Source organism: Janthinobacterium sp. SUN100 (genome assembly GCF_030397705.1).
Lineage (GTDB): Bacteria > Pseudomonadota > Gammaproteobacteria > Burkholderiales > Burkholderiaceae_D > Janthinobacterium > Janthinobacterium kumbetense.
Window position 1 is genome coordinate 296,688 of record NZ_JAPUBU010000001.1, and the last position, 13,433, is coordinate 310,120.

The 13,433-nt window shown below is 64.0% G+C and carries 11 protein-coding genes; 6 read left to right on the plus strand and 5 right to left on the minus strand.

All coding sequences use genetic code 11. The features are described from left to right. Positions 1-174: 174 nt before the first annotated feature. The 5 genes from O0881_RS01130 (at position 175) to O0881_RS01150 (ending at position 4,739) form a co-directional block, all read left to right on the plus strand. The gene (locus tag O0881_RS01130) at positions 175-1,425 is read left to right on the plus strand and encodes an Hsp70 family protein (RefSeq protein ID WP_034781446.1); all 1,251 of its coding nucleotides are present in this window, start codon (positions 175-177) and stop codon (positions 1,423-1,425) included. A gap of 119 nt (positions 1,426-1,544) precedes the next feature. Next, a complete protein-coding gene (locus O0881_RS01135) occupies positions 1,545-2,174 on the plus strand; it encodes a 3'-5' exonuclease (protein WP_171985014.1) in 630 nt (209 codons plus the stop codon). Positions 2,175-2,349: 175 nt separating this feature from the next. Beyond that, complete coding sequence (locus O0881_RS01140) at positions 2,350-3,747, plus strand: SEL1-like repeat protein (protein ID WP_289909703.1); 1,398 nt, start codon at positions 2,350-2,352, stop codon at positions 3,745-3,747. A gap of 90 nt (positions 3,748-3,837) precedes the next feature. Beyond that, a complete protein-coding gene (locus O0881_RS01145) occupies positions 3,838-4,314 on the plus strand; it encodes a DUF4262 domain-containing protein (protein ID WP_251348931.1) in 477 nt (158 codons plus the stop codon). Further along, entirely contained in the window at positions 4,311-4,739 is a 429-nt protein-coding gene (locus O0881_RS01150; RefSeq protein WP_289909704.1) for a DUF6386 family protein, read from the plus strand. Before O0881_RS01145 ends, O0881_RS01150 begins: the two co-directional genes overlap by 4 nt. 45 nt (positions 4,740-4,784) lie before the next feature. Here the strand turns inward: O0881_RS01150 and O0881_RS01155 are convergent, their stop codons facing one another. Beyond that, positions 4,785-6,572 (minus strand): GGDEF domain-containing protein, encoded by a 1,788-nt coding sequence (locus O0881_RS01155; RefSeq protein ID WP_289911435.1) that lies wholly within the window; start codon positions 6,570-6,572, stop codon positions 4,785-4,787. A 412-nt stretch (positions 6,573-6,984) separates the two neighbouring features. Here O0881_RS01155 and O0881_RS01160 point away from each other — a divergent pair, with 412 nt between their 5' ends. Further along, a complete protein-coding gene (locus O0881_RS01160; protein ID WP_289909705.1) occupies positions 6,985-9,180 on the plus strand; it encodes a prolyl oligopeptidase family serine peptidase in 2,196 nt (731 codons plus the stop codon). Between the two features lie 49 nt (positions 9,181-9,229). On the opposite strand, the gene O0881_RS01165 is transcribed toward O0881_RS01160, so the two are convergent. Genes O0881_RS01165 through O0881_RS01180 form a run of 4 tightly spaced genes read right to left on the minus strand, consistent with a single transcriptional unit; the run spans position 9,230 to position 13,419 of the window. Beyond that, positions 9,230-10,108 (minus strand): STM4011 family radical SAM protein, encoded by an 879-nt coding sequence (locus tag O0881_RS01165; protein WP_289909707.1) that lies wholly within the window; start codon positions 10,106-10,108, stop codon positions 9,230-9,232. Continuing rightward, positions 10,102-11,481: an STM4012 family radical SAM protein gene (locus O0881_RS01170; RefSeq protein WP_289909709.1), complete on the minus strand. Its 1,380-nt coding sequence runs from the start codon at positions 11,479-11,481 to the stop codon at positions 10,102-10,104. The genes O0881_RS01165 and O0881_RS01170 overlap by 7 nt, the downstream gene beginning before the upstream one ends. After that, positions 11,478-12,329: an STM4013/SEN3800 family hydrolase gene (locus O0881_RS01175; RefSeq protein ID WP_289909710.1), complete on the minus strand. Its 852-nt coding sequence runs from the start codon at positions 12,327-12,329 to the stop codon at positions 11,478-11,480. Before O0881_RS01175 ends, O0881_RS01170 begins: the two co-directional genes overlap by 4 nt. Continuing rightward, positions 12,322-13,419, minus strand: coding sequence for an STM4014 family protein (locus O0881_RS01180; RefSeq protein WP_289909712.1), 1,098 nt, complete (start codon positions 13,417-13,419; stop codon positions 12,322-12,324). Before O0881_RS01180 ends, O0881_RS01175 begins: the two co-directional genes overlap by 8 nt. Positions 13,420-13,433: the final 14 nt, after the last annotated feature.

The following is a 13,433-nucleotide window of genomic DNA, read 5'->3' on the forward strand; positions in this document are numbered from 1 at the left end:
GTCTCCGGGAGCTGGCCGAGTTGCTCGGCATTCATTTCCCAAGAGTAGCTTTTGCGCGCGGCCGCTACTTGATGCAAAGCAAGTTTATGCTGTTGACCCCGTCGAATGGGTTTTTCTGGTGCAATAGCCTGCCTTCTGATAACATAACGCCCCTTTATTCAGGGAAGGGTCGACATGGCCAATGCTTGCGGCGTCGATTTCGGCACGTCAAATTCCACGGTAGGCTGGGCACGTCCCGGGCAGAGCACCATGCTCGGCCTGGAAGATGGCAAGACGACCTTACCGTCCGTCGTCTTCTTCAATGCGGAAGACGAGGAAGTCAGTTTTGGCCGCGCGGCGCTGGCCGGCTATCTGGCCGGTTACGAGGGGCGCTTGATGCGCTCGCTGAAAAGCTTGCTGGGCACGAGCCTCATCGATGGCCAGACGGAAGTGGGTGGCCGCGCCTTGCCATTTCGCATGTTGCTGGCACAATTCATTGGCGAAGTGAAACGTCGCGCCGAGCAGTCCGCCGGCCGCGAATTCTCGTCCGCCGTGTTCGGCCGTCCCGTCTTCTTTATCGATGACAATGCACAAGCCGACCAGCTGGCGCAAGACACGCTGGCCGAAGTGGCGCGCTCCGTCGGTTTCAAGGACGTCGCGTTCCAGTTCGAGCCGATTGCCGCCGCGTTCGACTACGAGTCGCAGATCGACAAGGAAGAACTGGTACTGATCGCCGATATCGGCGGCGGTACGTCCGACTTTTCGCTGGTGCGCCTGTCGCCGGAACGGGCGAAGAAAACCGAGCGGCGCGACGACATCCTCGCCACCGGCGGCGTGCACATCGGCGGCACGGATTTCGATAAATACCTGAGCCTGTCGTCCGTCATGCCTCTGCTGGGCTATGGCAGCCGCCTGCATAACAATAGCGAAGTGCCGTCCAGCTATTATTTCAACCTGGCGACCTGGCACACGATCAACCTGGCCTACACGAAGAAGATCTGGGTGCAACTGGCCGACGTGTGCCGCGATGCACGTGAGCAAGACAAGATGGGGCGCCTGCAAAAGCTGATCGACGAGCGCGCCGGCCACTGGCTGGCCATGAAAGTTGAAGAAGGCAAGATTGCCCTGTCCGATGCGGCCGAAGTGCAGCTGGAACTGGACCGCTTGTCGCCCGCGCAAAGTCTGTTGCTCAAACGCACGCAGTTCGACGAGGCCATCGGCCACTTGTGCGGTTCCGTGGAAGAAACCGTGCTGCGTCTGCTGCGCGACGCGGGCGTGGCGCCGGAAGCCGTCGACACCGTGTTCTTCACGGGCGGTTCGAGCGGTGTGCGCTTGCTGCGCGAAAAGATCGCAGCCCTGGTGCCGGCCGCGCGCAAGGTCGAAGGCGATCTGTTCGGCAGTATCGGTGCGGGTTTGGCGCTGGACGCCGTGCGTAAATTTGGTTGATAAAATGTGCATGGCGGCGTTGCCGCGTCTTGCCGTACTGGTGTACTGTCTGCGACGCGGCGCCTTGCCCTGCGCATTTTATCGATACCCCCACTGTTGCACCCACGAAAGAGCGCCCCATGAATGTGTTTGACAAACCGATCGTCATGATCGACTTCGAGACGACCGGTTTATCTCCCGACATGGGCGACCGCATCACGGAAGTGGCGGCGCTGCGCATCGAGGGCGGGCAGATCACGGACCGTTATGTGACCCTGATCAACTGCAATGCGCGCATCCCCTCGTTCATCACGGGCTTGACGGGCATCACGCAAGCGATGGTGGACAAGGCGCCGCCCGTGGCCGAGGTGGTGCCGCAGCTGCTCGACTTCATCGGCAGCGATGCCTTGTCGGCGCACAATGCCAGCTTCGATGAAAAATTCCTGCGCGCGGAAAGCGCCAGGCTGAACCTGACACCTGCGCACCAGTCGCTCGTGTGTTCATTGAAACTGTCGCGCCGCGTGTTTCCCGGCATGGCCAGCTACAAGCTGGGCTTGCTGTCCAGCCAGCTGGGCATCGCCTTCAAGAGCGCAGCCCACAGGGCCGAGTCCGATGCGGAAGTGGCGGCGCAGGTGCTGATCCATATCGGCCGCCATTTGCGCAGCAGCTATGGCATCGCCGACGTCGACGCGGACTTGCTCGTGTCGCTGAACAAGCTGGCCGCCGCCAAGGTGCCGCAATTCCTGCAAAAACACCCATCACGCCGCTGAGCGCCATGCCTGCCTAAGCGGGCTCATCAAAACGATATAATTTTGTTATTTCGTTTGAGCCTGCTCAAGTCCTTCCCCCGCATCGAATTTAAAATTTAAGCAACACATGATTTCGCCGCCCTGGGCCGCCGTTTTGCGCGTGCTGCCAGCAAGCGCAATGTGGATGGGGGCGCACATGGACAAGCACCATACTGCCAGAGATAGCCACGAGGCGTATATCTGGTTCCGCACGGCTGCCGAGCAGGGCAATGCCTACGCCCAGTTCAATCTGGGATTGATGTACAAGAAGGGCGAAGGTGTGGCGCAGGACGATGCGCGCGCCTTTGTCTGGCTACGGCTGGCCGCGCTGCAAGGGCTGGCGTTCGCGCAAAACCACCTGGGCGCCCTGTATTACCACGGCCGCGGCGTGGCGCAGAGCGACGAGGACGCCGTGCTGTGGTTCCGCCGCGCGGCCGCGCAGGGCGACGCCTCGGCCCAGCAAAACCTGGGACAGATGTACCGCAAGGGGCGGGGCGTGCTGCAGAGCGACGAACTGGCCCTGGCGTGGTTTTACCGTGCCTCCGAACAGGGCGTGGCCAGCGCGCAATCCTTGCTGGGCGAGGCGTATGCGCAAGGGCTGGGCGCGAAAAAGAACGATGCGCTGGCCCTGGCGTGGTTCCGCAAGGCAGCCTTGCAGGGCGATGCGCAGGCACAGCTGAACCTGGGGCTCGTCTACAAGCGGGGCCAGGGCGTGGCGCAAAGCGATACGCAGGCGCTGGCCTGGTTCCGCCAGGCCGCTGCCCAGGGCTTGGCTGTGGCGCAGCGGCAACTTGGCGTGGCGTATGCGGAAGGCCTGGGCGTGGCGCCCGATCAGCTGCGCGCCTACGCCTGGCTGCAGCGGGCGGCCGAGCAGGATGACGCCGACGCCCAGTTCAACCTGGGCCTGATGCTGGCGCGGGGGCAGGGCGTGGACAAGGACGAGGCGCGCGCCGTCGTCTGGTACCGGCGTGCCGCCCTGCAAGGTCACTGCATGGCGCAATACAATCTGGGCGGAATGTTTGCGGGCGGGCGGGGCGTCGCGCACGACCTGCGCCAGGCGCTGGACTGGTATGCCAGGGCGGCGGCCCAGGGCGCGTCGAATGCGCAGTTCAACCTGGGCGTGATGTATGCCAATGGCCAGGGCGTGGAGCGCGACGAGGTGTGCGCCGTGCGCTGGTACCGCACGGCGGCCGAGCAGGGCGATGCCAGCGCGCAAAACAACCTGGGCGTCATGTATGCAAGCGGTCACGGCGTGCCGCAAGACGATGGCCTGGCCGTGCAATGGTATGCGCGCGCGGCCGGCCAGGGCCATGCGCTGGCGCAGTACAACCTGGGCGGCATGTACAACAGCGGGCGCGGCGTAGAGAAGGATCCCGTTTGCGGCTATATGTGGCTGGCGCTGGCGGCCGAGGGCGGCGATAGCGGAGCGGCCAGGGCGCGGGAAGCGGCTGCCGCCAGGCTGGAGCCGGCACAGCTGCAAGAGGCGCAGCAGCGCATGCGGCAATGGCACCAGGTGCGTTCCCCGCCACGGCCGCCACGCCCACAGCGCGACTGAAGCGTGGGCGCGGACGCGGGCTGCGTGCGATAATTGCCGGCAGGAATGTCGCGAAGGCGGCGTGGTTTTTGGCACAGCGAAAGGCGGAACATGGTAAGGCAGGCAGGCGAGGATGCATCCGAACAAAAAGTCATCGACGACATCGCCACGCATGGCTGGCATGGCGTGCATATCAGTGCCGATGAAGAGGGGCCCGGCTACGCCTTCACGATAGGCGCTTGCCACAGCTTTGGCCAGCCTGAATTTCTCATCATGGGCTTGCCGCGGGCCGTGGCCCACCAGATACTCGACGTGGCGCTGGACGCCGCGCGCAGCGGCGCCATCACGGATTTCACGGCCACCACGGACGTCTTGCTGAAGGGCCATCAGTGCGCCTTCGTGCGCGTGCCCGTCGAGCAATACCGCAACTATGTCGGCTATGCGCGCTGGTATTACCAGGGCGACGAGTTTACCGTGTACCAGATCGTCTGGCCGTCGCGCGATGGCCATTTTCCATGGCAGGCGCAAGCCAGTGCGCAGTACGTGGAAAGCCAGCCGCTGCTGGGACCGGCGCCGCTGGCGGCATGACGAGAATCGTGACCGGCACGGCCACCCTGTGCGTGTTCGACCCGGCCCTCTTGCGCCACAAGCTGGAAGATGACTGCGATTGGTGGAGTATTCCCAGTGCGGAACTGGCGGCCGTGAACGCGGGGCAGGTAGCGTTTTTCAACGTCGGCGGCGACGGCGCGTATGACATCGCCTTGCACGCCGAACTTGCCGAGCCGCATGTGGTCGTGCATCTGGCCGTGGTCTCCGGCCGCGTCTTCATCGGCGCCGGGGAGGACGTCACCGGCGGCGGCCTGGAACCGGACACGGCATATGGCGGCCTGTTCGTCGACGTGCCTGCGGGCAGTTACCGCCTGCAGGCGCGCCGCGATGAGGCATGCATCAGCCTGGCATTCGTGCCCGATGCCCGCAGCGGCAATGCGTTTGTCGACCTCGTGCGTATTTGAGCGTGCCTGGCCTGTCCCTGTCCAGCTTTTGACTATTGCCCCTGGTTACGCATCCATGCGTGCCGCGCCCGCGCCTTGCCGCCGGTCCAGGAACAGGCTGTTGCCGTGGATTTTCTTGGCCTGCTTCTTCGCTTCCGCCGCCTGCGTGGCAATCTGGTGGTGCGTGTAATACTGGTGCGCTTCCACCTTGATGACGCCCAAGGATAGGCTGATCAGGGAATAAAACACTTTCTTGCCTTGCCGGTCTTCGCTGATGTAGCCGCCCCGTTCGCAATCGCTGGTGCTGTAATAGGCGAGGATGGCGGCCGCGAAGTCGTCCAGCATGGCCTGGCAGCGCGCTTCCCAGTCTTCGCTCTGGAACAGGATCATGAAATCGTCGCCGCCGATGTGGCCGATGAAGTCGCGGTTCGGGTCGCAATGGCTGCTGAGGATTTCTCCCGTCAGCTGGATCACGTCGTCGCCCTTGCGGTAGCCGTACACGTCGTTGAAGGGCTTGAAGTGGTCGAGGTCGCAATAGCAGACCCAGAAGCGGCTGCCGCTGTGCAGCAGGCGGTCGATATGCTCGTTGATGGGCACGTTGCCGGGCAGTTGCGTCAGCGGGTTGGCATAGCGGGCCGCGTTGATCTGCATCTGCGTGATTTCGCGCATCAGGTCGTGTCCCGTGCCCATGCCCAGGTAGCGGCCGTGTTCGGTAATGATGAAACCGTTGAACAGATGGTGGGCGCTCGATTGCACCATGGTGTAGCTGAGTTCCTGCAAGCTCGTCTCGTGGTCGGCGATCAGGGGCGTGGCATCCATGAACAGGCTGCATGATTTCTTGCCATACAGTTCGCGCTGGTAGGGACGGGCGAAGTGGTCGATCATCTCGAAGCGGCTGATCAGGCCCAGCGGCACGCCGTCATCGACGACGGGAATGATCATCAGTTTCGGGTCTTTCAGGAAAATATCGTACACCTCGTTATTGTTTTTCTCGGGCGAAACGGCCGCCACGCGGTGCAGCAGCTTGCGGATGCTGGCGCCGTTCTTTTCCAGGCTGCTGCGCTGCGGATACACGGCCACGCCGTTGCGTCCCAGCGCCTGCACCACTTCGGCCGGCAGGGCGCGCGCCGGCACCGCGTTGGGCCGGCCCAGGTGATAGCCTTGTCCGAACGCCACGCCCAGGTCGCGCAAGACGAGCAATTCCGTTTGCGCCTCGATGCCTTCGGCAATCACCAGGGTGCCCGATTTTTCCGCGATTTCCTGGATCGAGCGCACGAACTGCAGTTTCACGGGGTCATTATTGATGCCCTGGATGAAATGCATGTCGATTTTCACGTATTCCGGGCGCAGTTCCGACCACAGGCGCAGGCTGGAAAAGCCCTCGCCCAGGTCGTCGATGGCGATCTGGAAACCCATGTTGCGGTAATGCAGCACCGCTTCGCGCATCAGCTCGTAGTCATACGTGGGCTGGTTTTCCGTCAGCTCGATGATGACGCGGTCCGGATTGATGCCGATGTGCTCGATGTATTCCAGGGTCTCGCCATGGCGGGCATTGCGCAGCAACAGGCATTCGGGGCTGACATTGAGAAACAGCTTGCCCGGCAGTTGCAGTTCGGCGAAGCGTTCGAGCACCACTTGCCGGCACAGGTGCTCCACTTCCAGGGTCAGGTCATGCGCGCGCGCCACCTTGAACAGATTCATCGGCGCGTGCAATGGGCTGTCGGACGGCCCCCGTATCAAGCCTTCGTAGCCGATGATGTCGCCGCTGTGCATGTGGATGATGGGCTGGAACAGCGCGCTGAGCTTGCGGCCCGCAATGATCTCGTGCAAGGCATCCGTCCCTTCGATGCTCATGGATACCGATGGCGGCTTCAGGTAAGCCACATTCGATGGCACCGCGCCGGGCGGCGCGGCGGTGGCGGTGGGGAGGGCGAGAGTGTGCATAGGCGGATGTGGCGGCACGGCCTCTGGACGGGCCATGAACATGTTGCCGATAGTAAAGAAGATTTATGACGGCTTGATGAAACGACTTTGTTTTTGATAATGTTTCTTGCATGAACGTCAGTTTGCCGATTCCGGCGAAAGCGAGATTTATCATGGTCATTCACGTAAATTCCCCAAACAAAAGATGGTAAATCCACTGGATAACTGTGCTTTAAAAGTGGCAATCCGCGCTATGATTTCTCTTGGCGAAAGTCAACATGGGCAGCCGCCGCGTATGCCGGCGGCCTGCTTTCCTCGACATCCAACAATGAGACAACAACCCATGCAATTACGTAGTGCAACCCTCATATTCAGCTTGATGGCCGCCTTCGGTGGCAATGCCCTGGCGCAAAGCGCCGCGATGCCATCGTGCCCGGCCGGCGATGGCGCACCCGTGACGTATCCGGTCAGCAAAAAAGTCGACCAGCAAGACAGCTATTTCGGCACCACCATCGCCGACCCGTACCGCTGGCTGGAAGATGCCAACAGCGCCGAGACAGGCGAATGGGTTGCGGCGCAAAACAAGCTGACGCAATCGTACCTGGGCACCATCCCGGAGCGCGCCGCGATCAAGCAGCGCCTGACCAAGCTGTGGAACTATGAGCGTTTCTCTACGCCAACGAAGCAGGGCGGCCGTTACTTCTACAGCCGCAACGACGGCTTGCAGAACCAGGCCGTGCTGTACACGGTGAAAAAACTGACGGACGAGCCGCGCCTGCTGCTGGACCCGAACACCCTGTCCACGGATGGCACGGTGGCGCTGGCCGGCACTTCGATCAGCCCGAACGGCAAGTACCTGGCGTATGCCACGTCCGCTTCCGGTTCCGACTGGAACGAGTGGAAGGTGCGCGACATCGAATCGGGCAAGGATTTGACGGACCACATCAAGTGGGCCAAGTTCTCCGGCGCTTCCTGGACCAAGGACAACACCGGTTTCTTCTACAGCCGCTATGATGCGCCGAACGAAGCGACCAAGCTGGCCGATATCAATTACTTCCAGAAATTGTATTTCCATAAGATCGGCACGCCGCAAAGCGACGACGTGCTCGTCTTCGACCGTCCCGACCAGAAGGAATGGGCGTTTGGCGGCAGCACCGTCAGCGACGACGGCAATTACCTGATCATCACGGCCACGCAAGGCACGGAACGCAAGAACCGCATTTTCTACAAGGACTTGCGCCAAAAGAACGCCAAGGTGGTGGGCTTGCTGGAAGCATTCGATGCGTCGTACTCGTTCATCGACAATGACGGCCCCGTGTTCTTCTTCAAGACGGATAACAAGGCGCCGAAATCGCGCGTGATCGCCATCGATACGCGTAAACCGCTGCCCTCCGACTGGAAGGAAATCGTGCCGCAAAGCGCGGAAACCCTCGTTGCCGTCAACCTGATCAACAACCAGTTGGTGCTCGATTACTTGAAAGATGCGCAAACGCAAATCAAGATCGTCGACCTGAACGGCAAGCTGGTGCGCGAAGTGGCCTTGCCGGGCATCGGTTCGGCCGGCGGCTTTGCCGGCAAGCGTGGCGACACGGAAACGTTCTACTCGTTTACCAGTTTCACGACGCCGGCGACCATCTACCGCTACGACATGAAATCGGGCAAGAGCAGCGTGTACCGCCAGCCGAAGGTCGATTTCGACCCGAACGCCTTTGAAACGCGCCAGCAATTCTTCACCAGCCGCGACGGCACCAAGGTGCCGATGTTCATCGTCTCGAAAAAAGGCATGAAGCTCGACGGTTCCAACCCGACTTATCTGTACGGCTATGGCGGCTTCAATATTTCGCTGACACCGAGCTTCTCCGTGGCAAATCTTGCCTGGGTGGAAATGGGCGGCGTCTACGTGATGGCCAACCTGCGCGGCGGCGGCGAATACGGCGAAGCCTGGCACCAGGCTGGCACCAAGCTGAACAAGCAAAACGTGTTCGACGACTTTATTGGCGCGGCGCAATGGCTGGTCGACAACAAGGTCACTTCGCCATCGAAGCTGGCCATCGGCGGCGGCAGCAATGGCGGCCTGCTGGTGGGCGCGGCCATGACGCAGCGTCCCGACCTGTTCGCCGCGGCGATCCCGCAAGTGGGCGTGCTCGACATGTTGCGTTTCCACAAGTTCACCGTGGGCTGGGGCTGGGTGCCCGACTACGGTTCGTCGGACGATGCCGAACAGTTCAAGGCGCTGGTGAAGTACTCGCCGCTGCATAACCTGAAGGCGGGCGGCTGCTATCCAGCCACCATGATCACGACGGCCGACCACGACGACCGCGTCGTGCCTGCCCACAGCTTCAAGTTCGCCGCCGCTGCCCAGGCAGCGCAAGGCGGCGCGGCGCCCGTGCTGATCCGCATCGACAGCAAGGCCGGCCATGGCGCCGGCAAGCCGACGACGAAGCAGATCGAAGAAGTGGCCGACCGCTGGGGCTTCCTCAGCCGTTCGCTGAAGATGACGCCAGTAGTGGCGGAGCCGGCCAAGGTGGCGGCGCAGTAATCAGGTAGTGTTCAGGTAAAAAGCGCGGGTGCCGTTGGCCCGCGCTTTTTTACGTCCGGTGCAAAGGCGCGATGCGCGCCAGCACGCCGTTGCCAAACGTGGACTGGAACGGCAAATCCTTGCGCTGCGCATAGCCGATATAGCAATCGCACTTGAAGCGGGGGCAGGATTTCTCTTGCAGCATGTCCGCCAGGTCGTCCGTGTACAGGTTGCCCAGGCGCTCGGGCACGAAATGGCAGCGCGCCAGTTCGCCGTCGCCATCGACGGACAGCGACGCCTCGCCCGCCAGGCACGGTTTATTGCGCGAGGGCGAAGGGCGCCGGTTTTGCGCGAACCACGGGTCGACGGCGTCCAGCCAGGCCAGGTCTTCCACCGCGTAGTAGCCGGGACCACGCCGGTCATAGGCGTTCAGCCACAGGTAGACATGCGCGGGCAGGGCCGCGCGCAGGGCGCGGATGGCGTCCAGGTGTTCATTCATCGCCACGACGCCGACGGAATAGCGCACGCCCATGGCGTCCAGGCGCGCGCAGCGTTCGAGAAAGCGGGCCAATGTCGTCTGATCCGGGTGGTAGGTGCACCACAGGCCGATCTTTTCCAGTCCATCCATCCCCTGCAGCCAGTTCAGGGGGCCGGACAGATTCGTTTGCAGCGCCACCTGGCGCACGTGCGGCAGTGCGGCCAGGGTTTGCATGGCCGCGCGGTAGTGGCGCCGCACCAGCGCTTCGCCCCAGGGGGTGAACAGCACGCCGATGGGGCGCGTTTGCCGCGCCACCCAGTCCGTGAAGCGGACAAGCTCGCGCGCATCGCGGGCCAGCGCGGCGCGGCTGTCGCGCTTCTTGGCAAACGGGCAGTAGCCGCAGGCGTAATTGCAGCTCGCCAGCGTGCCCCGGTACAGCAGGGACAAAGTGCCAGGCGGCGTTGTCAGCACGCCTGGCCCTCTTGCGCCATCAGCGCGCGCACCGTCTCGGAGGCCAGCCACGGCCCGATGGTGTCGGCATAGCTGTAGCCGCGGTCGTTGAGGCGCAGCAGCGGACCATCCTCCTGCACCAGCTCCAGCGCGTGCAGTTCGGCCAGCTGCGGCAGATCCATCTCGCAGCGCGTGCCGAAGCGCGCCGTGTAGGCGTCGCGGTCCAGGCCCGGTTCCGTCAGCAGCGACTGGATCACGTAGCGCCGGCGCTGTTCTTCCTCGCCCAGCACGTAGCCGTGTTCGGCCTGCGCGAAGCTTACTTCGTCCAGCGCCAGGTAGTTGTCGATGATGCCGATGGTTTCAGTTCTCGCCACCGCGTATTCGCTCGAATAATGCAGGCTGGCCGTGTATGAGCGCGCGCCCGCGCCCAGGCCCACCATGCCGTCATTCTGGCAGCAGTACGAGGGGCCGTTTTGTTCCGGCGCATGAGGAGCGCGGAACATGCGCATCGATACCTGCTCGTAGCCTTGCGCGCGCAAATGGTCGCGCGCGGCCGCGTACAGTGCCAGCCGGCTGTCGCCGTCCTGCGCCAGCATGATGGGGTTCAGCGTATCGGCGCCTTTGCGCCGCGCGATCTTGCCAAGGCCCGTCTGCTCGCGCACGTACAGCGGATACAGATAGATTTCCTCGGGCCGGAAGGCCAGCGCGCTGTCGATGGACGCCAGCAGGCTGGCGACGGTTTGCCCCGCGATGCCGTAGATCAGGTCCAGGTTCAGGGTGGGAAAGCCGGCCGCGCGTATCAGGCCGATGGCGTGATGGACGGTGGCGTTTTGCTGGGGACGCGCCAGCGCGCGCATCTCGCCGGCGGCAAAGCTCTGGATGCCCAGGCTGACGCGGTCGATGCCGTGCGCGCGGCAGACGGCCAGGCGGTCGGCCGTGATGGTTTCGGGCGACGCTTCGATGCCGGCCGGCGTGGCCTGCAAATCGATGCCGAGGATGTCGCGCGCGCCGGACAGCAAGGTGTCCAGCTGCGCCGGCGACAGATAGGTGGGCGTGCCGCCGCCCAGCGCGAAGCGGGCGAAGCGCCGTTCGCCCAGCGCGCCGGCCAGTGCGCGCATCTGCACCAGCACTTGCCGCACGTAGCGTTCGACCATGTCGGCGCCGGGGCGGGCCATGGCGAACAGGTTGCAAAAGCCGCAGCGCATCTCGCAAAACGGAATATGGATGTACGCGAACAGGGCGGAGCGGTCTTGCCGCGCCCACAGGGGCGCCAGCGGCGCCGCCTGCGCCAAGGCGCGGTAGGCGGCCTTGTGCGGATACGAATACGAATACGCCTGATAGGGCGTGTGGCGCATGCGCTGCGCCAGGGTGCCAGGTTGTTCGGCTGGGTTCACGGTGGGGACTCCTTGGGAGGTGTATCGGGGGCGATGAAGAAGTGCGCATATGGCACGTTCCACACGCTGTCGTGGGCGATGCGGTGGCCGCGGTAGCCATCTTCGCCATAGGCGCTGCCGTGATCCGAGCAGACGATGGCGAACGTGGGCGCGCGCGCGGCGCAGGCGGCCAACAGCGGCGCCAGCGCGCCATCCACATAGCGCAGCGCTGCCGCGTGGCTGTCCAGGCAATCGGCGCGGCAGCCGGGCAGGTAGGCGCGGTTCGGCGTGTGCAGGGCGGCCACGTTGATGAACAAAAAAGTGCGCTGATCGCCATCCGCCAGGCGGGCTATGGCCAGCGCCACCTGCTTTTGCGTCGAATGGCGGCTGGCCACGCCCATGCCCGCGCTCCAGTGGCTTTCCTGGAACAGCGACGGCAGTACCGTGCCCAGCGCCGTTTGCTTGTTGAAGAAGCCCACGCCGCCGATGCAGATGGTGCGGTAGCCGCGCGCGGCCAGCGCGGCGGGAAGGTCTGCTTCCGCGAAGGCGAACGTGTGCTTAGACGTCGTTTCGCTGCCCGCAAACGCGCTGGCGAACAGGCGCGGATGGCGGCCCGGCGCGGCCGGCGTGGGCAAAAAGCCCGCGAAGAAGGCCTGGTGCGCCGCATAGGTGAACGTGGCGGGCGAGTGGCGCCGTTCCCAGCCGCCCGGCGGTAAAAAACGTCCCAGCACGGGCAACTCGCCTGCCTCGTACAGGGCTTGCGCCACGTCAAAGCGCAGGGTGTCGAGCGTGAGGAAGACGATATCGTGGCTGCCGACGATGGCGTGCATGTCGGGGATGGCCGGTGTGTCCGGTGTATCTTTAAGCATGTGTCAGTTGCGTCAGTTGCGCGGCATAGGTGTCCGCGCCCTGCCACAGCAGGCCTGGCAGCAGGTCGCCGAAGGCGTTCGCTTCCAGCACGTGGGCCTGGCCCTGGCGCACGACGAGGTCGTAGCCCGTCACGTGGCTGGCGGGGAAGGCGCGCGCGGCCTGGGTGGCAGCCGCTTCCAGCGCCGCCAGGTCGGCTGCGTTCAAGAGGCCGGATGCCTCGCCGCGCCGGTTGTCGAGGTGCAGATTCGTCATCATGTACTGTCCGATGCGCGCCACCCGGTGCGCGGGCTGGCCCGCCAGGGTCACGACGCGCAGGTCGTAGTGGCTGTCGCCGCAGCGCGGCTTGTTCAGCCACGTTTCCGCATACAGCTCCTGGGCGGCCAGCGCGTCGACGAGGGCGGCGATGTCGTGCTGCGTGTCATAGCGCGCCATGCGCTTGACATTGAACAGGCGCGCCGCGCCATCCCCATGCTGCAGGGCGGCTGAGGTGGTGGCTTGCTGGCGTCCCGCCTTGTTCCGGCGGTAGGCGACGACGCCGGACGCGGACGAGCCGTAGCGCGGCTTCAGATACACGCGGTCGAGGTCATGCTGGCGCAGCAGCGCTTGCAGATGCTCGTAGCCATGCACGGGGCCGAGCAGGGCGGGAATGGCGATGCCGTGCGCGGCCAGGTGGCGCTGGCAGGCCAGCTTGTCCGTCATGCGGACAATCTCGGCTGGCGCATTGAAGACGCGTATGTGCGGCAAGGCCGCCAGTTGCCCCGCCAGGTCTTGCATGGCGCTGGAAAAGCCCGCAAACCACGCATCCATGGCCAGCAGCTCGCCATGTTCGGGCGCACGCGCGGGCGCGCGGTCCTGCAGCCGGCAGCCCGCCTGCAGCAAGAGAAAATGGGCGGCGGGATCGTCGCCAGGCGGCTCGATCTTCAACAGGCCGGGCTGGCGCAAGGCGTCTGCCAACAGCGCCGGCCGCGCCAGCCAGTCGCGCCATTCCAGCACCTGCGCGGGCGGCAGGCGCAGTTGCGCGCGCGCCGCCTGCATCAGGCGCACGCGCTTGCTGCCGGCGCTGGCCAGCAGGGTGAGGGGTGTAGCCAAAGGAAAAGACTCCG